This window comes from Klebsiella sp. SYXHC3 (assembly GCF_057196925.1).
In genome coordinates this window covers 267,246-286,733 of sequence record NZ_JBXUNG010000003.1, presented here as the reverse complement: position 1 = coordinate 286,733, position 19,488 = coordinate 267,246, and the positions used below count along the sequence as shown (strand labels likewise).

The window sequence follows — 19,488 nt, the reverse complement described above, 5'->3', positions numbered from 1 at the left end:
GCCGGGGTTTTGTCATTTACCAGACGCAATTACTTCTGCGGACGCATGGCCGGGAACAGAATAACGTCGCGGATGGTGTGGCTGTTGGTGAACAGCATCACCATGCGGTCGATACCAATCCCCAGACCGGCGGTCGGCGGCAGGCCGTACTCCAGCGCGGTGACGTAGTCTTCGTCATAGAACATCGCTTCATCATCGCCCGCCGCTTTGGCATTGACCTGATCCTGGAAACGCTGCGCCTGATCTTCCGCATCGTTCAGCTCGCTGAAACCGTTACCGATTTCGCGGCCGCCGATGAAGAACTCGAAGCGGTCGGTGATTTCCGGGTTCACGTCGTTGCGGCGTGCCAGCGGAGAAACTTCCGCCGGATATTCGGTGATGAAGGTCGGCTGGATCAGATGCGCTTCCGCCACTTCATCGAAAATCTCGGTCACGATACGTCCCAGACCCCAGCTTTTCTCTACCTGAATACCGATAGATTCCGCCAGCGCTTTCGCCGCGTCGAAGTTATCCAGATCCGCCATGTTGGTTTCCGGACGGTGTTTCTTGATGGCTTCGCGCATGGTCAGTTTTTCAAACGGCTTGCCGAAGTCAAACACCTGGTCGCCATACGGCACTTCGGTTTTGCCCAGCACCGTCTGCGCCAGAGTGCGGAACAGCGACTCGGTCAGTTCGATCAGGTCTTTGTAATCCGCATACGCCATGTACAGTTCCATCATGGTGAACTCTGGGTTATGGCGTACGGAGATCCCTTCGTTACGGAAGTTACGGTTGATTTCGAAGACGCGTTCGAAGCCGCCAACCACCAGACGTTTCAGATACAGTTCCGGCGCGATACGCAGGTACATATCCAGATCCAGCGCGTTGTGATGGGTGATGAACGGACGGGCGGAAGCGCCGCCTGGGATCACCTGCATCATCGGGGTTTCGACTTCCATAAAGCCGCGAGCAACCATGAACTGACGCATGGTGGCGAGGATCTGCGAACGGATACGGAACGTATGACGCGACTCTTCGTTGGCGATCAGATCCAGATAACGCTGGCGATAGCGGACTTCCTGATCCTGCAGGCCGTGGAATTTATCCGGCAGCGGGCGCAGGGCTTTGGTCAGCAGACGCAGCTCGGTGCAGTGAATGGAGAGTTCGCCGGTTTGCGTTTTGAACAGCTTGCCGCGGGCGGCGATAATGTCGCCGAGATCCCATTTTTTAAACTGTTCGTTGTAGACGCCTTCCGGCAGGTCATCGCGCGCGACGTACAGCTGAATGCGGCCGCCGACGTCCTGAAGAGTGACGAAAGAGGCTTTACCCATGATGCGGCGGGTCATCATACGGCCTGCAACAGAGACTTCAACGTTCAGGGAAGCGAGTTCATCGTTATCCTTCGCATCGAATTCAGCGTGCAATTGGTCAGAGGTATGATCGCGACGGAAATCGTTCGGAAAAGCGACGCCCTGCTCACGCAGCGCAGCCAATTTTTCGCGACGAGTTTTCAGTTCATTATTAAGGTCAATTGCCTCATCGGCACCTTGTGCTTGTTGTTCAGACATGTTGGTTCCTCATAACCCTGCTTTCAAACTAGCTTCGATAAATTGAACCAGGTCACCATTCAGCGCGGCCTGTCTCTGGTAACACACCAGAGAACAATCTTAACGACTCTGGATTCACTACAAGCTGATCTCACTCAGCTATGGCTTCACTAACGGTATTTTTTATCGTTGGCTTCCGCGCCTGCCAGAATATCCACCTCCTGTTCACTTGGCTGTTGAGTTAATGTCCCCGGTCGCGCTGCGCTGGCCGGGGCTGCAAATCGCGGCAAAGGCGACAATGACAATCACCGCTACGCAGCCGATAGTCCATTCGCCCATCTGCGAAAAGAAATGCTGATAGGCGGCAATCGCCGTGTCGCTGATTTGCGATTCGGTGGTTTGCTGCGCCACCACCCCGGCCAGCCAGTTGGCGACCGCGCCGGTGGCCAACATATAAATGCCGGTTAATACGCCGGTGACGCCGGGCATGTTCAGACGGGTTATCTGCGCCATCGCCACCGGGTCAATAAACAGTTCGGCAAAGCCCATCATTGCCAGCCCGGCGACCATCATGCCCATCGAGGCCTGACCGTCAGCCGCGCCGTGGCGGGCATTTAGCGCCAGCAGCATAAATCCACCCCCCATCAGCAGCAGGCCGAATGCGAATTTCAGCCATACTTTTAACACCGAGCGGGTACGCCCTTCCGGGCGGATAAGCCACGCCAGGATCACGCCAGCCGCCATCACCGCTACCGCGTTAACCGACTGGAATAGCGCGGTTGGTACTTCAATATTGAACAGCCGGCGATCGACAAAGTGGTCGATAAACAGACTAATCGAGCTGCCGCCCTGCTGCGCCAGTACCCAGAACAGCGTTCCGGTCAACATCAGCAGAACGATTTGCCACAGCGCGCGGCGATGCTGCGGCGATTTGATCATGATCCGCGCCACCATCTGCGCGGCGAACAGGCAGACAATCGCCAGCAGATAACCGGACCAGTTGTTTTCTAACAGCAAGGTGAAGAACACCGGCGCCAGGCACAGCATCACCACCAGCCAGCCCCAGGTCGGCAACACGAATTTCACCGCGCACAGCGCCTGTTTATCGACACCCCGGGTGTCACGGAAATAGCGGCTGCCGCTTAAGAAAATCATCAGGCCGATGAACATGCCGATCCCCGCCAGCGCAAAGCCGATATGCCAGCCGTACCACTGCGCCGCCAGCCCGCAGGCAATGGGCGCGGCGATCGAACCGACGTTACCGGCGGCATACAGCAGCGAGAAACCGCCATCGCGACGATGGTCGTCAGCGGCGTACAGTTCGCCAAGCAGGCAGCTGATATTGGATTTGAACAGGCCATAGCCGCAGATAATGATCGCCAGCGCCAGATAGAGGCTCCAGGTGGAATCAGATTCGACGCCCAGCACCACGTGGCCGAGGGTCATCAACAACGCCCCGGCAATCACCGCCGTGCGGTTGCCGAGCAGGCGGTCGGCAAGCCAGCCGCCGAGAATGGGGGTTACGTAAACTAAAGATGCGTAGGCGCTGAACAGACTGATGGCGTGGCTATCATCAAAGCCAAGTTGGTGGGTGAGATAAAGGATGAGTAAGGCGCGCATGCCGTAAAAGCTGAAGTACTCCCAGATCTGGATCGCTACGATGTAGTAAATCGCGCGCGGCTGTGAGGGTGTTTTCATAGGTTCTCCTTGCAGCGTGAAAAAAGGGAAGTGGCAAGCCACTTCCCTTGTGTGCGTCTATTACTTGTTGTTTTCTTCTTTCAGCACTTTAACGGTGTAACGACCATCCGCCTGACGATATGCGCCGTGGATATCGGTTTCGAAGCCCGGGTAGTGAGCGCCGATTTCGCACAGCATCTGCAGGAATTCCAGTACCGGGCGGCTTTCTTCGGTGATCATCTCACCAGGCATGACCAGCGGTACTCCCGGAGGATACGGCAGGATCATGTTGGCGTTGACGCGGCCTACCATCTCTTCGAGGTACACTTCTTCAGTCTGACCGTGCAGCTCTTTCTGGAACGCGGCATACGGGGTCATCACCATGGATGGCAGCACTTCGAATGCGCGGAACATCAGGTCCGGCAGGTTGTGATGCTCAACCAGTTTATGGATGTTCTGCGCCAGGTCCTGAATACGCATGTTTTCATAGAATTCAGGATCTTCACGGTACAGAGACGGCAGCATGTTTTTCACCCGCAGGTTCAGGTCGAACGCGCGTTTGAAGTCGGTCAGCGCACGCAGCAGGCTCAGCGCTTTGGTCTTATCGATACCGATGCTGAACAGGAACAGCAGGTTATACGGACCGGTTTTCTCAACCACGATGCCGTGTTCGTCGAGATATTTCGCCACGATGCTTGCCGGAATACCGAACTCATCCATGGTGCCGTCTTTCTTCATCCCCGGAGTCAGCAGCGTGACTTTGATCGGGTCGAGGTACATGTGCTCGTTATCGATGTTTTTGAAACCGTGCCATGCGCTATCGGAACGCAGCGGCCAGCATTCAGCGCCATCGATATGTTCCGGCTGCCATACATCGAAGAACCAGCCTTCAGACTCGCCTTTCAGACGTTTGATCTCTTTACGGAACTTGATAGAACGTTCGATAGAACCGTCGATCAGGCGTTTACCGGCGTTACCGCGCATCATCGCCGCCGCGGTTTCGGTGGAAGCCACGATACCGTAGTGCGGAGAAGTGGTGGTGTGCATCATGTAGGCTTCGTTGAAGGTTTCTTCGTTAACGTCGCCTTTCACGTGGATCATCGAAGCCTGAGAGAATGCCGCCAGCAGTTTATGCGTGGACTGGGTTTCGTAGATCACTTTCCCTTCAACGCGACCGCCGCTCATCCCGCATTTGCCTTCATAGATCGGCGAGAAGTTGGTGTAAGGGACCCATGCGGAGTCAAAGTGGATGGATTTCACATCCAGGGTTTTCTTGATGAAGTCGGTGTTATACAGCAGACCATCATAGGTTGAGTTGGTGATAACCGCGTGTACCGGCCAGGTCGCATTCGGCGTCTCTTTCACACGCTTGGCGATAGTCGCGTGCTGGAACTCGCTCTGCGGGATCCCGCCGAGGATACCGTAGGCGTTACGGGTCGGACGGAAGTAGATCGGCGTAATGTCGCTCATCATCATCAGGTGAGTCAGCGATTTGTGGCAGTTACGGTCAATCAGCACGGTGCTGCCGGCAGGCGCGGAGTACATACCGACGATTTTGTTAGCGGTAGATGTACCGTTGGTCACCATGTAGCTGCGTTCAGCGTTAAACACACGAGCGATATACTCTTCCGCTTCTTTGTGCGGGCCGCTGTGGTCGAGCAGTGAACCCAGTTCAGAAACCGAAATGGAGATATCGGATTTCATGGTGTTGGAACCAAAGAAATCATAGAAGATGCTGCCTACCGGGCTTTTCTGGAATGCGGTACCGCCCATGTGGCCTGGGGTACAGAAAGTATATTTGCCTTCACGTACATATTTGAACAGCGCTTTGGTCAGCGGCGGCAGAATGGTATCGATGTATTCATCAGTGTTCTGTTTGATTTTGTTCGCGATATCTTCAGCGGCGCCCAGCGCATATTCGAAGAAGCGAACCTGCATGCGCAGATCGTTCAAGCTAACGTCCAGCGTGGAGTAGGTGTTAGCGAAAGCGTACAGCGGCATGTACTCGTTCATTTTGCTGATTTCTTCGCACAGTTCGAGATTGTATTTATCCCAGTCGAAGATCACGCCGCACAGACGAGAATTGTTTTCGATAAGTTTTAATAAGTCGTCACGGTCGTTCGGGTAGACAATACGGAAGTCCAGGCGTTCGAGAGCACGATGCAGTTCACGGATGGGTTCTTCTTTGAAGTAAACACCCATGTGATTCATGATTGCAATAACGTTCATAGTCAAATCTCCAGATGTAGAAAGCCCCTCCCGTCTCGATGTGACAGGTGATGGAAGGAGCCTCAGGAAAAAGGGTTACTGATTAGTGCGCGTTAGCGGGGCTGTTGTTATCCGTTGCGTTGTTCTGCTGGCGCTGGTGCATTTTGCGACCGTAGAACATCAGGATAATCAGGCTAACGATGAAGGTGCCGGCCAGTTCGAAGGAGCTTGCGCCCATCAGCGCGATGAAGCAGAACACGCAACCCAGTACCGAACAAATCAGGCTAACGAAGTTACGAATATTGATGCCTTCGAAACGAATCAGGTCAACACAGGAGTAGAAGTAAGGCAGCATGGTCAGCAGTACCGCGATACCGGTCAGTTCGCCGAACAGGTCAGAAGCTTTACCACCGGCGGAGTTCATCAGGGTAATCAGCACCATCAGCGCGGTCATTTTCACCGCCGCCAGCAGCAGGCCTTTTTTCGGGATACCGTTGCTATCGACTTCGCCATACACTTTCGGGAAGTTACCGTCGTTGGCGGCACGTACACCGGCCTGGCCAACCAGCATCATCCACGAGCCCAGAGAAGTCAGGCAAGCAAAGGCGGTGAAAGCGGAAACCATCGGAGCAGCCCAGCCGCCGAGAATGGTAGAGGCGCTAATCGCGAACGGCGCGCCGGATGCGGCCATCTGAGAAGCAGGATACATACCGGCGATAACCTGAGTCGCGGCGATATAGACGATACCAGCCATCGCAGTACCCAGCATGGTTGCCAGCGGTACGGTACGTTTCGGGTTTTTCACCATCCCGGTACTCACTGCGGCGGATTCTACGCCAACGAAGGCCCACAGGCAGAGCAGGATACTTTTAATGACCGCGTGGCTATCAGTGGTGCTGGAGGTGTTCCAGTTCGCCTGATAAGTTGCCGCGTCAAACCAATGCCAGCCGACGACCGCTGTCATCACTACCGGAATAAGCACCAGTACCAGACCAATTGTGGTCAGACGGCTTACCCAGGTCCCGCCGAGCATATTAACGAAAGTAAAGATCCACACGATGGCAATACAGGCAATACCTGCTGGCACCGGGTTATTTAAAATTGGGAAGAACGTAGAGAGATAAGAGACGGCGGTAATACCGATTGCCAGGTTACCAATCCAGTTTGCATGATAATAAAGGACGCCGGTCTGGAAACCGAAGGCCGGAGAAATTTCCCCTGCGTACGCAATTGGACCACCCTGCTGCGGGTTCTTGGTCGCCAGTCGGGCATAAACATAAGCCAAAGACATCGCGCCAATAATAGAAATCACCCAACCCCAAATGGCAATACCACCGATGCTGGCGAGGTTCGCAGGTAATAGTGCAATACCGCTCCCCATCATATTACCGGCGACTACGCCGGTACAGGCAAATAGCCCGATCTTTTTGGCAGAACTCATGGTTGTTTTTCTCCTAAGTTTATTTGGGAGGTACAGATCATGATAGAGAACCATTTATTGACCCGACCAACTGCCAACAAGATTACTGATTCGTACGAGATAAATCCTAAAGATAAAGTGAAATAACTACAAACATCAGACAAATGATATTTTGACCTTTTTCGATTAACATATAAACATGACATGTTGATATCAAAAAAAGATAAACATCGCCGAATTACAAAGAGTTAGAGAGACATTATGGTGTTGAAATTGTGTTACCAGGCAGGAAAATAACGCTTATTTCAGGTAACAATCAGAGTGCTCATGAGATACATAAATTTAACCTCATCATACTCAAAACCATGAGCATGATGAGGGTTTACTTATTCTGAAGCGAGGAAATTGTCGAGATACGGTACTACGCGGGTAACGGAGGTCTGGAATACTCCGTTTTCAATCCAGTACAAGGTGTTTTCGCCAGGGCGTAAATTAAACGCCGTCAGGTAGGCATCGGCAGCTTCGCGGTTCTGTCCTTTCATCTCATAGACTTTTCCGAGTAGCACGTAATTCATCCACGACATTTCTAAATCAATGCCCGTGTTGATCGCGCTGTACGCTTCATCTATTTTCCCTTTGCCTAACATATCTACCGTTTTTATCTGGTAGAAAATCGCCATATCTTTAATGCCGGGCATTTCACCTACTTTTTCAACCTCGGCATACAGCGTCGCTAATTGTTTTTCATCCAACGGCTGCTGCGAATGACGTAATACATCCACCAGCGCTTTTTCGGCGTAAGCATAAATAAAGTCCGGCGATTGTTTAATGACGTCATCGAGTATATCGCTGGCTTTACCTAATGAATCGACATCACCTTTCATTAACAGCTGATGGGCCTGATAAAGACGGGTTAATGAAGGGCTTTGCGCGGGTTGATACTGTTTCAGCATCGCTTTCATGCGATCCGGCCACGGCTGCATTAGCGCGGTTGACAGACTATCCAGCAGGTCATTCTGAATGGTGAGCTGGTTATCCATGGTAATAAAGTAGCGTTTATCGAGCATCGTCGAGCCGTCGGCGTTATCGACCAGTTGCACCGACATAAAGCACTGCTGGGCGCGATAGTGGCGCTGATTAACGAATTCGATGGTCAACGTTTTACCCGAACTGCTGGGCTCGTTGATGTTGTAGTTCGTTTTATCGTGGACCATAAAGGTCGAGAAAGTGTTGAGCGAGGTGGTTACCAGGCTGCCCAATCCTACCGCATAGGCATGCTGCGATGCCCAGTTGTTGCATGAACTGCCGTTTACCAGGTGTATGTCGATATCGCGCGGGTTGAGCAGCAGGCGAGTTTTGGTTTCCGGCGGCCGCGATTCTATCGACGACAAAGCAACTAACGCGACGCAACTGCCCAACGCCAGCAGGAACAGCGTCCACACCCAGAAGGTGGTGATCCGTTTACGTTTTTCCGGCACTGCCGCCGCCGCTGGCGCAGCAGATGAAGGAGAAATAGTCGGTGGCGACGTTTCAGGAACGGTGACAGGGGCCACTGGCGGGACAACCGGCGCCAACTCTTCGCCCTCTTCCGTACACCAAATTACCGGGACCGTCAGCTTGTAGCCGCGTTTGGGCACCGTCGCAATATATTCCATGCTGCCGTCATCGCCGTCTTTCAGTGACTTACGCAACTCGGAAATACTTTGGGTGACGACATGGCTGGTCACCACGTTGCGCGTCCAGACGTGATCGATAAGCTCGTCCCGGCTAAGTACCTCGCCAGGATGTTGAGCAAAGTAGACCAGAAGATCGATTAAACGCGGTTCGAGAGTAAGCTGACGTCCGTTCCGGCTAATTTGGTTTACAGAAGGAGTAACGAGCCATTCCCCAACGCGAACAACAGGTTGTTGCATAAAAAAACCCCAGGACGAAAAGGGAAAGGCGCGATAATACCACATTTCGCCTACCTAATTATGCGGGTGGTCAATACCCCACACGTTTGGCATAAGCTACTCCCTTTATATACAAATCAGTTAACAGTCTATGAACATCGTTGTCATTTAATCCACAATAGCCAGGGTCTATGCTGCGTCCATCAAGTCGTTAAGGAGACGCATTATGTTATTCGACCACTATTCCTTGCAGGACCTATCGTTAAAAAACCGTATCGTTATGCCGCCGATGACGCGTTCCCGCGCCGGAGCCGGTGATGTCGCTACCGATCAGATGGCGGAGTATTACGCCCAACGCGCCAGCGCCGGTTTAATTATCAGCGAAGGCACGCAGATTAGCCAACAGGGACAGGGTTATGCCTGGACGCCGGGCATCTATAATGAAGCGCAGATCGCCGGCTGGAAAAAAGTCACCTCTGCGGTACACCAGTCGGGAGGCAAAATTTTTGCCCAGCTCTGGCACGTAGGGCGTGTCTCCCATACTGTACTGCAGCCGGGCAATGCCGCGCCGGTTTCCTCGTCTGCTATTCAGGCTGAAGGGGTGAAGGTCTTTGTCGATGTCGAAGGCCGCGGCCCGGAAAACGGCGTCGGTGAAATGGTGCAGCACTCGATGCCGCGCGCTCTGACTCGCGAAGAGATCCCGGCTATCATCGAACAATATGCGCAGGCCGCGCGTAACGCTATGGCCGCCGGTTTTGATGGCGTAGAACTACACGGTGCGAATGGCTATCTGATTAATCAGTTTATTGATTCTCGAGAAAACCAGCGCACCGATGAGTACGGTGGTTCATTAACCAATCGCCTGCGTTTCCTCAAAGAAGTCGCGCAGGCCGTTGCCGATGCGATTGGGAAAGAGAAACTGGGTATCCGCCTGGCGCCGCTGACCACCTTAATGGGGTCGAAAGACGATACGCCGGAAGCCACTTATCTGGCGGCGGCCAGCGTCCTTAATGATATCGGCATCGCCTATATTCATATCGCCGAAGCCGACTGGGATGATGCGCCGGTGATGCCCGCCGCCTTTAAAGAAGCGCTGCGCCAGGTGTTCCGCGGCACGATGATTTATTCAGGGAAATACACCGTAGAACGTGCCGAAGAGGCGCTGGCTAAGGGCTGGGCCGACCTGATTGGTTTCGGCCGTCCGTTTATCGCCAACCCGGATCTGCCCTATCGCCTGCAACACAACCTGCCGCTGAACCAGCCAATCAGAGAGCAGTTTTTCGGCGGTGGTAAAGAGGGCTACCTCGACTACCCTACCGTCGATGGGAAGTAAACGCAGCAAATCGCTTCATAGCACTTAAATAAAAAACCCGGCAGCGCTATGGCATGCCGGGTTAAAAATAAGACTTTCGACGTTTATGTATAATTAATCAATGTGATTAATTATTTATACACTTCCGCCGTTGCTTCAAAGTTCGGCCCATGTTCACGCGCCGCGGTAATAATATAATATTTACCGCCCTTCTCATCTGCCAACTTAGAAAGTTGGTCGTGCAGGTCAGAAGGTGAAGAGAATTGCCCGCCAGACGGCCCCACAGAAATACTGCCCACGTGAGTCAGTTTGAAATGCGAAGCTTCTTCTTTAGTAATTAATTGCGCTGCCGAGGCGCCAAAGGCAACAGCAGAAAGAGCTAAAGCGACTAATACCTTTTTCATCCTACATTCTCCTTGGATTAGAGCCTAATTGAGGCTCTTTCAGTATAGACACTAGATTAATAAGCGCGCTATTTATCGGATTATTTTTCACCGTTCACCGCGCTTAGTAGCGCGACGGTACCCCTTCCGGACGGGTCTTAAAACGACGATGCAGCCACATGTACTGTTCCGGCGCCATCAGGATACATTGCTCAATAATTTTGTTCATCCAGCTGGCGGTAGTTTCCGGGGAATCCAGCGGCGGCGTCGCCTCTGGCTGCAGCGCAATCAGCTCATACCCGGCACCATTGGGCTTTCTTCGCGGAACAAAAGGAACGATGGTGGCTTTTGACATTCTCGCCAGCATCCAGGTACCGGTGGTGGTCGCAGCATTATCCACATTGAAAAAGGGAACAAATACGCTACTGGCGCGACCATAATCATGATCCGGAGCGTACCAGAGGATCTCGCCCTCTTTCAGCGACTTAACCATACCTTTCAAGTTTTTACGATCCAGCATCGTCTTGTTAGAACGCAGCCGTCCCCAGGTTTGCAGCCAGTCGATCAGCGGATTATCATTTGGCCGGTAAACGCCAATCCCCGGCGTGAACATGCCAAACATCCGCGCGCCGAGTTCCAGGGTCAGAAAGTGAATGCCAATTAGCAAAATACCCTGCTTCTGTTCCTGCAGTTCAACGACTTCATTGACGCCACTGGTCTCGGTCCAGCGCTCGACGCGATGGGTTGGCCAGAACCATGCCATGCCGGTTTCCATCAACCCCATGCCCAAAGATTCAAAATTCTTAACCAACATTTCATGACGCTGCGCCGGGCTGAGGTGAGGAAAGCAGAGCTCAAGATTGCGCTGCGCAATACGTACCCTTCCGCGCAAAAAATGCATAGATAAACGCCCCAGACCATGGCCCAGACGATAGATCAGCGGATAAGGAAGTTGTACCACCAGCCACAATAAGCCAATACCCAGCCATGCCGGCCAGTAACGCGGGTGTAATAATGAAAGAGAGAATTTGGGTAAATGCGACATCTGACTATTGCTCTTCAGGATCCTTGATTTACATGCCAGTGGGAGGCCTCAGTCCGAATTTGCGGATAAGGTACCCGATCCACAACATTTAGTTTTTTCCTATTCGTGCGGTAATACGCATACAAGCGTAGAGTATAACCTCTACACTGCCCTGGTATTAAACGAACTGTGTAACAAATTTATTATTAATTTTTGGTATAGCGGTACTCAAGCTTGCGTTATTTATCTTCAACAATAAATAAATAGCCTTCGAAGAAACCTCCCCGAAGGCTGAATATTGTTATGAACGAATGAAAGCCAGCAGATCGGCGTTAATCACATCCGCATGTGACGTGTGCATACCATGCGGTAAGCCCGGATAAATTTTCAGCTCGCTATTCGCTAAGAGTTTATCCTGCAAAATGGCGGCATTCTTATAAGGAACAACCTGGTCGTCATCGCCCTGCATCACCAGCACCGGCACCGTAATCGCTTTCAGATCGTCGGTCTGATCGGTTTCAGAGAAGGCTTTAATCCCTTCATAATGGGCTTTCGCGCTACCGGTCATCCCCTGACGCCACCAGTTTTGAATGGTACCTTGCGAAACCTCTGCGCCATCTCGGTTAAAACCGTAGAACGGGCCACTGGCAACATCGAGATAGAACTGTGAGCGATTAGCCGCAAGCGCCTTGCGGAAACCGTCAAATACTTCGATGGGCGTACCGCCGGGGTTATTGTCGGTTTTCACCATTAACGGCGGTACGGAACTGATTAATACCGCTTTGGCTACCCTGCCCTGCGGCTGGCCATATTTAGCCACATAGCGCGCGACCTGACCGCCGCCGGTTGAATGACCAACGTGAACAGCGTTATGCAAATCCAGACTTTCGACCACAGCAGAAGCATCGGCCGCATAGTGATCCATATCATGGCCTTCGCTTACCTGGTCGGAACGCCCATGGCCGCGGCGGTCGATAGCGATGACGCGAAACCCTTGCGCGAGGAAAAACAGCATCTGGTTATCCCAGTCATCAGCGCTTAACGGCCAGCCATGGTGGAACACAATAGGCTGAGCCTCTTTCGGACCCCAGTCTTTAAAATAAATATTAACGCCATCTTTAGTTGTTACGAATGCCATATCACGAACTCCTCTATTGAAAATATGACAACTTCTCATTAACATTCAATTGGTTACATTCAGCGCTGATATGATGTTTTTCCCTTACTTGCGAAAAACCTCAATGGCAACGGTGCCACAAAGTGTAGAAGATGATGGCTCATTTAGCTCATCCCTCAGCAATTTAATATCATCGCAGAAGCTAAAATACGCCTTGTGCCGTTGAGAGTTAGTTCATATTACCTATTGATTAAATATGCCTTTTCGATATCTTTTATTTTATAGATAAATATCAGCGCGTTATGCCAAAAACAAATAATTAAAATATTTTTATCTTATACTTACGCTCTGCTGTAAATTTCTCTCAAATAGATTTCTTCAGATTATTCCCCGAGAAAAAAGAATAAACCAAATGCCCCACACGCTCATTTTTAAACCACTGCGTTTACGCCTTACTTACCTTATCCACGCAGAATGTTTGCTGTTAATTGTGAGCCAGGCAACGTCCTGAGCGATACCCTTCCTCCAATGCTGTACAAACTGCAGAAAACCGCCATACTCAGGCACAAAACCTGTGATTTTCAAGGGGTAAAATTTGCCTGTAGCAATCCCGGATAGCAAAACGAATAAGAAAGGAATGACTGCGATGCACTACAAATTGGTTAAGCAACTCAAAGATGATAATACATTAAGAAAAAGCTTTATTGATTTAGCCATCAAAACGTTCGATCTATCCTTTGACGCCTGGTATCAGCAGGGATACTGGAGCGAATCCTATATCCCTTACGCTTTCGTTGATAAGAATAAAGTTATCGCCAACGCCTCCGCGAATATTATTGATCTGGTCTGGCAAGGCCAACCCCGACGCTATATTCAAATAGGTACGGTAATGACCAATATTGATTACCGTAATAAAGGGCTTGCCGGACAGTTGATACAACATATCCTTGATGACTGGCGTGACAAAGCGGATGCTTTTTTCCTGTTCGCCAACTCTACTACCGTCGACTTCTATCCCAAATTTGGCTTTACGCGGACCGACGAATATCAATATGTGGCGCCCGTTTCGCCGACTCCCGGCGACTTCCGTAAACTGGATATGGATAGTGCGCAGGATATCGCCCTGCTTAAGCACTACTACCAGAAATCCAACCCCTTTTCACAGCTACGAGTGGAGAATAACTTCGGTCTGCTGATGTTTTACTGTTCGGCGTTTATGAAGCATTTTGTCTACTACTCGGAGAAAAACCAGGCCGTCGCCATTGCGATGCAAAGCGCCCATGAGCTTATCTGCTTTGATATTTTTTGCGATGCCGGACAATCCATGGCGACCATTATCAATGAACTCGCCCAGCCGCAATCGCAACAGGCGGTGCTAGGTTTTACGCCGAAGGAAGCGCGCCTGGGCGAGTACGAAAAAATAGACGGCGACGATATGTTGTTTATCTATGCGACTAAAGAGAACATCTTCCACGACAACAAATTGATGTTCCCGCTGCTGGCGCACGCCTGATGCCGGGCCGCAGGTCATCTATTTAACCTGCGGCTGGTCGGTGTTGTTTCTTCCTGGAAAACCAAATAAACAGTACAATTGATTGTTGTTTTTTTGTTAAATCCAGGAGAAGCGCCACTTGCCCCTTTTTGACCTGCAGGATCTCTACGCCTTTTTAGCCCTCAGCGAGCACGGCAGCTTTCGCTACGCCGCCGAGGCGATTTGCATTTCGCAATCGGCGTTAAGCAGGCGAATTGAGAAGCTGGAAACCGCTTTAGGGGTGAGATTGTTTGAAAGAACCACTCGCCGGGTGACCCTCACGCAAACCGGCAGAGCTTTCGCCCCAAAGGCGCAGCATCTGCTTTCCGAATTCGAAGATGCCCTGGACGGTATTAGCGACCGCGCCGCCTTCGGCAACGGGCTGGTGACGGTTGCCTGTGTCCCCTCAGCCGCCAACTATTTTATGCCGCAGGTTATCAGCCAATTCCGTCTGCGTTTTCCCAAAGCGCGGATCAAGGTCATTGATACCAGCGCCGGAAATGTTTATAGCGCCGTGCAGAATCACCAGGCGGATTTCGGCCTGAGTTTTCTCTCCGAAATCGCGTCCGAGGTGGTATTTACGCCGCTGGTCCATGAACGCTACCTGGCGGTTTGCCGACGAGACGATCCGCTGGCGCAGCGTAACAGCCTCAGCTGGCAAGAATTTTTTAACCACGATTACATCTGGCTTGATAAGATCTCCGGCAATCGCCACCTGCTGGACGGCGCCCTGAGCGACGTAGGGCCACGACGCACTGCAGTTTGTGAAACCCGCCATGTGACGACCATGCTGGGTATGGTTGATGCCGGCCTCGGTATTGCGGCCATCCCGGCGATGGCGCTGCCGGCCTATGCACACCACGCGTTAGCCAGTATTCCGCTAGTGGAACCAGAGGTGAAAAGGCAGGTGGGGCTGATAAAAAAAGCGGGCAGAGCATTACCTCCTCTGGCCGCCGAACTCGAAAAAGCCATTACCGATTTTTACCGTCCCACCGCATAATTAGCCCTCTTCCGGTAATTCGCAGGCGTTGGAGGGTAAAGGATCCATGCCTGTGCGACGGATTTCCGCCTGCGCCGGGACTGAAGCCAGATAGCACAGCAACTGCTTCGCCTGCGACTGCGCGGATGAATCGGCAACTACGGCGCCCGCGAAGCGGGTAACGTATTGCACTTCATCCGGCAAACGGCCAACGAACGTCACGCCGCTGACCGGCAACAGTTCGCTAACCTGCTGAAACCCTATCGCGTAGTCCCCTTTTGCCACCAGCGAAGCAACGGGGATTTTTTCGATCATTTTTGCTTTGGGGCTCGCCTGCGCGGCAATATCCAGTTTGCTGAACAGCTCCTTTTCAACATAGCGCCCACTGGCGCTATCCGAATAGGCGATGGATTTCGCCTGCAGCAATGTTTGTTTCAACGCGGCGACGCTGCTGATATCCGGTACCGGGGCCCCTTTTGGCACGACGGCGCCAATACGTGAATCCGCCAGTTCAATACGCGACCCCGGCATCACTTTGCCCTGCTTCTGCAGATCATCCAGGGCGTATCCCACCATAATCACCACATCCGCCTTTTGCCCTGCCGCCAGGCGGTTCGGTATCGCCTCCGCGGATTTCCCCATCGAGGGACCATGAATGATATGTAAGGTATTGCCGCTTTTTTGCTGATAGTCGGGCGCCAGTTTATCCAACGCCGCGGAGAAGCCGCCGGAAATCATCACCGTGATCTCCTGCGCGACGGCAACATGCGCATAGCCGCAGGTGAATACCAGTAACGAGAAAACCCATGATTTACGTTGCATGTTCACCTCTTAACCTAAAGAATTTTGCGTTTTCAATGCCTGTCGGGAAACGCGTTGATAGAGATACAGCGTCGCCAGTAGCGCGCAGATTGCCGCAAAACTCATCCAGTAGCCGGGCGCCGCCTTATCCCCGGTGATTTTAATTAACGCAGTGGACATCGCCGGCGTAAAACCGCCAAACAGAGCGGTAGCCAGGCTGTAAGCCAGGGAAAAACCAGCGACCCTGACCGACCTGGGCATAATTTCCGTCAGCGCGGGGATCATCGCGCCGTTGTAGATGCCGTAAATAAAGGAGAGCCACAGCAGCACGGACAACATCATGGCGAAGTCCGGCATGCGGGCCAGCAGCGATAACGCAGGCCAACTGGTGAAAATAGCCAGCAGCGTCATGCTGACCAGCACAGGTTTACGACCAAACTTATCGGAAAGCATGCCGCCGATAGGCAGCCAGATGAAATTGGAGATAGCCACCAATAGCGTGACCAGCAGGCTATCCGAGGCGCTTAATAACAAAACGTTTTTGCCAAAGGTTGGCGCGTAGACCGTGATCAAATAGAACGCGGTAGTGGTCATGGCCACCATTAGCATCCCCGCAATCACCACCCGCCAGTTTGCCAGCAGAATAGTCAGCGATTGTCCTAAGGTCGGATGTTCCTTACGCTCCGTATACTCCGCGGTTTCATTCAGGTTGCGGCGTAAAAAGAAGATAAAAGGCACGATCAGGCAGCCAATCGCGAACGGGATTCGCCATCCCCACTGATGCAGACTCGACTCGCTGAGCAGCATATTGAGCAGATAGCCCAATGAAGCGGCCACCATAATCGAGACCTGCTGACTGGCAGATTGCCAACTGGTATAGAACCCTTTACGTCCAGGTGTCGCCATTTCTGCGAGGTAAACCGAGACGCCGCCCAGTTCCGCACCAGCAGAAAAGCCCTGCAACAGTCGGCCGCACAGCACCAGCGCCGGCGCCCACAAACCGATAGTCTGATAACCTGGCACCAGCACGATCAGGATGGTCCCCATCGCCATAATCGACAACGTGCCGATTAAACCTTTACGTCTGCCGACCTTGTCAATCCAGGCGCCTAACACCACGGCGCCAACGGGCCGCATCAAGAACCCAGCGCCGAAAACGGCGAAGGTCATCATTAATGAGGCGAATTCATTTTCGGAAGGAAAAAAAGTATGGGAGATATAGGTGGCGTAAAAACCAAATAAAAAGAAGTCAAACTGCTCAAGAAAATTCCCTGAGGTCACCTGCAGGATCACTTTGGCCCTGGCGCGAAATACTGAAGTTGCGGCAGTTGCGGACATCACACTCTCCCTGATTAACTGAATAGTTAACTCTCATTAACATTTAGGTAACCGTAAGAGTGCGGGAAGTTGTAGCCAGGAATAAGCGCATTTTGCGCATCTATTGATGCGTCTGACACATTAATAAAGCCTGCGAGTTAAGCGACATCAACAATGACGGGGCGACGGGTCTCCCCCTCCGCCCCGCCTCTATACGCTGATAGTGTGAACTCCGCTGCATTTCCATCCCCGGCAATCCGGGCTTGAGGGGGAGTTTTAACGAAGATCGCGTACGGCGACGTGATCCATATCGTCGAAGACCTGGTTCTCGCCGACCATCCCCCAGATGAAGGTATAAGCGCGGGTACCCACCCCTGAGTGAATCGACCAGCTTGGCGAAATCACCGCCTGCTCGTTATGCATCACAATATGACGGGTCTCCTGCGGCTGCCCCATCATGTGGAAGACACAGGCGTCCTCATCCATGTTGAAATAGAAATAGACCTCCATCCGCCGCTCATGGGTATGGCAAGGCATGGTGTTCCACAGGTTGCCCGGCGCCAGTTCGGTCAGGCCCATGCTGAGCTGACAGGTTTCCAGTACATCCGGCACGAAATATTTATTGATGGTGCGGCGGTTGCTGGTCAGGTTGTCACCCAGCGTCACCGGCGCTACATCGGCAGGAGTGACTTTCTTCGTTGGATAAGTGGTATGCGCCGGGGCGCAGTTGTAGTAAAACTTCGCCGGTTTTGCGTGGTCGACGCTGGTAAAAACCACCTCTTTCGCCCCCTTACCGACGTACAGCGCCTCACGGTGGCCGATTTCATAACATTGGCCATCAACGGTAATACAACCCGGGCCGCCGATATTAATCACCCCTAACTCACGGCGTTCGAGGAAATAGCTTACCCCAAGCTGTTTACCGACTTCGCCACCCACCGACACCCCGCGCTGCACCGGCATAACGCCGCCAACAATAATGCGGTCAATATGGCTGTACACCATGGTGTATTCATCAGCCACAAACACTCGTTCAACTAAAAACTCATTACGCAGCCCCTGGGTATCCAGAGTTTTCGCATGCGCGCTGTGGATACTTTGTCTTACGTCCACGTTAGCCTCCAGGCAGATTCTTGAATGACAAAGCCCTCCGCAGGAGGGCGAGAATAGATTAGTGATTTGCCGATGGCGCCACGCTGGCGCCAGGCGCTTTCACCACCTGCGCGTTGCCAAAGCGTTTGGCATACAAGGCGGTAATAATCGGTACTAAAATCGCGGTGACGATGACGCTTGCCGCGACCAGCGCCGTCGCCGAAGCGGCCACCGGTTCAAAGGCCGGATTAATCTGCGCGATGATCACCGGGTTCGCGACCGCCGCGCCCGCTGCGGAAGAGGCCGCGACGCCAGCTGTCCCGTTACCGCCGCCGATAACCCGGTCAGCAATAATCAACGGGATGCCGGTAATGATGATGACCGCCACGCCAAGCACAATCCCCAGCAGTCCAGTATCCAGAATCACGCTCAGGTTGATGGTGTTGCCCAGCGCAAAGCCAAAGAACGGAATCAGCACCGGAGTGGCTTTGCTAAAGAAGGCGCGGAAGTCGTGGTCGAGGTTACCTAAGGCAAAGCCCACCAGGAATGGCAGCACCGCGCCGATAAAATGGTGAGGCTCGAAGGAAGCCAGACCGGCGGAGCCAAGGATAACCATCGTCATCAGCGGCCCGGACTCCAGCGACATCAATACAAACGCGCCGGACTCTTCTTTACTGCCGTACTGATTCATCAGGCTGGCGTACAGGCCACCGTTGGTCATATCCATTGCCGAGACAATTGCCAACACCGACAATCCGGCAAAGAAACCGGTCTGGACGCCGTTTTCCGGAATGACCATCGCGGCGATAAAGGCCACAATCCAGGCGACGGCAATTTTGGTGATCACTAACGTGCCGGACTTACGTAATACGGTGCCGGTGGCGCGCAAATCGATCGATGCGCCGATACAGAAAAACCACACCGCCAGGATCGGTACCGTGCCGCCAATCATGCCTTTGGTGAATGAACCAAAGTAATTACCGGTATCCGGCGCCAGGGTATTAAGCACCGCGCCCAGCAGCAATGGAACCAGCATCATACCGCCTGGGATACGTTCAATGGTTGCTTTGATCTTCATTTTTTGTCCTCATCTCCACCCCACCTGAACGGCAAGGATGTGACTTATTCTTTCAATAGCGTTTGAAAAAATTATTACTGTTCATTGCATTACGAACAGATGAGAAAAGTCAGGAGTCTCAGGGTTGTGCG

General features: G+C 52.4%; 15 protein-coding genes. 3 read left to right on the top strand and 12 right to left on the bottom strand.

Translation table 11 applies throughout. The features are described from left to right. Positions 1-29: 29 nt before the first annotated feature. The 5 genes from lysS to cadC all read right to left on the bottom strand — a co-directional run bounded on the left by lysS (position 30) and on the right by cadC (position 8,744). On the bottom strand, positions 30-1,547 hold the full coding sequence (gene lysS / locus AC2CGP_RS10880) for a lysine--tRNA ligase (protein ID WP_015704650.1): 1,518 nt from the start codon (positions 1,545-1,547) through the stop codon (positions 30-32). A 204-nt stretch (positions 1,548-1,751) separates the two neighbouring features. After that, on the bottom strand, positions 1,752-3,224 hold the full coding sequence (dtpD, locus tag AC2CGP_RS10875; protein WP_047076211.1) for a dipeptide permease DtpD: 1,473 nt from the start codon (positions 3,222-3,224) through the stop codon (positions 1,752-1,754). Positions 3,225-3,284: 60 nt separating this feature from the next. After that, positions 3,285-5,432, bottom strand: a complete 2,148-nt coding sequence (cadA, locus tag AC2CGP_RS10870; protein WP_032707573.1) for a lysine decarboxylase CadA — start codon at positions 5,430-5,432, stop codon at positions 3,285-3,287. A gap of 82 nt (positions 5,433-5,514) precedes the next feature. Next, a complete protein-coding gene (cadB, locus tag AC2CGP_RS10865; protein ID WP_015367859.1) occupies positions 5,515-6,852 on the bottom strand; it encodes a cadaverine/lysine antiporter in 1,338 nt (445 codons plus the stop codon). A gap of 365 nt (positions 6,853-7,217) precedes the next feature. Next, positions 7,218-8,744 carry a lysine decarboxylation/transport transcriptional activator CadC gene (gene cadC, locus AC2CGP_RS10860; protein ID WP_015704648.1) on the bottom strand — a complete coding sequence of 509 codons (1,527 nt, stop codon included), beginning with the start codon at positions 8,742-8,744 and terminating at the stop codon, positions 7,218-7,220. A 205-nt stretch (positions 8,745-8,949) separates the two neighbouring features. Between cadC and AC2CGP_RS10855 the strand changes: the two genes are divergently transcribed. Further along, entirely contained in the window at positions 8,950-10,056 is a 1,107-nt protein-coding gene (locus AC2CGP_RS10855) for an alkene reductase (protein WP_213759362.1), read from the top strand. Positions 10,057-10,166: 110 nt separating this feature from the next. On the opposite strand, the gene AC2CGP_RS10850 is transcribed toward AC2CGP_RS10855, so the two are convergent. The 3 genes from AC2CGP_RS10850 to AC2CGP_RS10840 all read right to left on the bottom strand — a co-directional run bounded on the left by AC2CGP_RS10850 (position 10,167) and on the right by AC2CGP_RS10840 (position 12,580). Continuing rightward, entirely contained in the window at positions 10,167-10,439 is a 273-nt protein-coding gene (locus AC2CGP_RS10850) for a YdgH/BhsA/McbA family protein (protein ID WP_015367862.1), read from the bottom strand. A 103-nt stretch (positions 10,440-10,542) separates the two neighbouring features. Next, on the bottom strand, positions 10,543-11,463 hold the full coding sequence (locus tag AC2CGP_RS10845) for a Kdo(2)-lipid IV(A) acyltransferase (protein WP_015704646.1): 921 nt from the start codon (positions 11,461-11,463) through the stop codon (positions 10,543-10,545). A 280-nt stretch (positions 11,464-11,743) separates the two neighbouring features. Continuing rightward, complete coding sequence (locus AC2CGP_RS10840; protein WP_015367864.1) at positions 11,744-12,580, bottom strand: alpha/beta fold hydrolase; 837 nt, start codon at positions 12,578-12,580, stop codon at positions 11,744-11,746. A gap of 625 nt (positions 12,581-13,205) precedes the next feature. Here AC2CGP_RS10840 and AC2CGP_RS10835 point away from each other — a divergent pair. Together AC2CGP_RS10835 and AC2CGP_RS10830 are read left to right on the top strand one after the other, a co-directional pair. Continuing rightward, complete coding sequence (locus tag AC2CGP_RS10835; RefSeq protein WP_047076208.1) at positions 13,206-14,072, top strand: GNAT family N-acetyltransferase; 867 nt, start codon at positions 13,206-13,208, stop codon at positions 14,070-14,072. A 118-nt stretch (positions 14,073-14,190) separates the two neighbouring features. Further along, positions 14,191-15,090: a LysR family transcriptional regulator gene (locus AC2CGP_RS10830; protein ID WP_213759361.1), complete on the top strand. Its 900-nt coding sequence runs from the start codon at positions 14,191-14,193 to the stop codon at positions 15,088-15,090. Here AC2CGP_RS10830 and AC2CGP_RS10825 read toward each other — a convergent pair whose 3' ends face one another. From AC2CGP_RS10825 to kdgT, 4 genes are all read right to left on the bottom strand, one after another. Next, complete coding sequence (locus tag AC2CGP_RS10825; RefSeq protein ID WP_032707569.1) at positions 15,091-15,891, bottom strand: substrate-binding domain-containing protein; 801 nt, start codon at positions 15,889-15,891, stop codon at positions 15,091-15,093. 9 nt (positions 15,892-15,900) lie between these two features. Next, positions 15,901-17,208 (bottom strand): MFS transporter, encoded by a 1,308-nt coding sequence (gene tcuC / locus AC2CGP_RS10820; RefSeq protein ID WP_213759360.1) that lies wholly within the window; start codon positions 17,206-17,208, stop codon positions 15,901-15,903. Positions 17,209-17,463: 255 nt separating this feature from the next. After that, positions 17,464-18,300 carry a 5-dehydro-4-deoxy-D-glucuronate isomerase gene (gene kduI, locus AC2CGP_RS10815; protein WP_180243995.1) on the bottom strand — a complete coding sequence of 279 codons (837 nt, stop codon included), beginning with the start codon at positions 18,298-18,300 and terminating at the stop codon, positions 17,464-17,466. Positions 18,301-18,358: 58 nt separating this feature from the next. Further along, a complete protein-coding gene (gene kdgT / locus AC2CGP_RS10810; protein ID WP_015704632.1) occupies positions 18,359-19,357 on the bottom strand; it encodes a 2-keto-3-deoxygluconate transporter in 999 nt (332 codons plus the stop codon). Between the last annotated feature and the right edge of the window lie 131 nt (positions 19,358-19,488).

Bases quoted from the DNA above. Each gene is read 5' to 3' on its own strand.
- AC2CGP_RS10845 (WP_015704646.1), bottom strand. From the start codon at position 11,463: ATGTCGCATTTACCCAAATTCTCTCTTTCATTATTACACCCGCGTTAC.
- dtpD (WP_047076211.1), bottom strand. From the start codon at position 3,224: ATGAAAACACCCTCACAGCCGCGCGCGATTTACTACATCGTAGCGATC.
- AC2CGP_RS10855 (WP_213759362.1), top strand. From the start codon at position 8,950: ATGTTATTCGACCACTATTCCTTGCAGGACCTATCGTTAAAAAACCGT.
- AC2CGP_RS10835 (WP_047076208.1), top strand. From the start codon at position 13,206: ATGCACTACAAATTGGTTAAGCAACTCAAAGATGATAATACATTAAGA.
- AC2CGP_RS10840 (WP_015367864.1), bottom strand. From the start codon at position 12,580: ATGGCATTCGTAACAACTAAAGATGGCGTTAATATTTATTTTAAAGAC.
- AC2CGP_RS10825 (WP_032707569.1), bottom strand. From the start codon at position 15,891: ATGCAACGTAAATCATGGGTTTTCTCGTTACTGGTATTCACCTGCGGC.
- AC2CGP_RS10850 (WP_015367862.1), bottom strand. From the start codon at position 10,439: ATGAAAAAGGTATTAGTCGCTTTAGCTCTTTCTGCTGTTGCCTTTGGC.
- tcuC (WP_213759360.1), bottom strand. From the start codon at position 17,208: ATGTCCGCAACTGCCGCAACTTCAGTATTTCGCGCCAGGGCCAAAGTG.
- lysS (WP_015704650.1), bottom strand. From the start codon at position 1,547: ATGTCTGAACAACAAGCACAAGGTGCCGATGAGGCAATTGACCTTAAT.
- cadC (WP_015704648.1), bottom strand. From the start codon at position 8,744: ATGCAACAACCTGTTGTTCGCGTTGGGGAATGGCTCGTTACTCCTTCT.
- cadB (WP_015367859.1), bottom strand. From the start codon at position 6,852: ATGAGTTCTGCCAAAAAGATCGGGCTATTTGCCTGTACCGGCGTAGTC.
- kdgT (WP_015704632.1), bottom strand. From the start codon at position 19,357: ATGAAGATCAAAGCAACCATTGAACGTATCCCAGGCGGTATGATGCTG.
- cadA (WP_032707573.1), bottom strand. From the start codon at position 5,432: ATGAACGTTATTGCAATCATGAATCACATGGGTGTTTACTTCAAAGAA.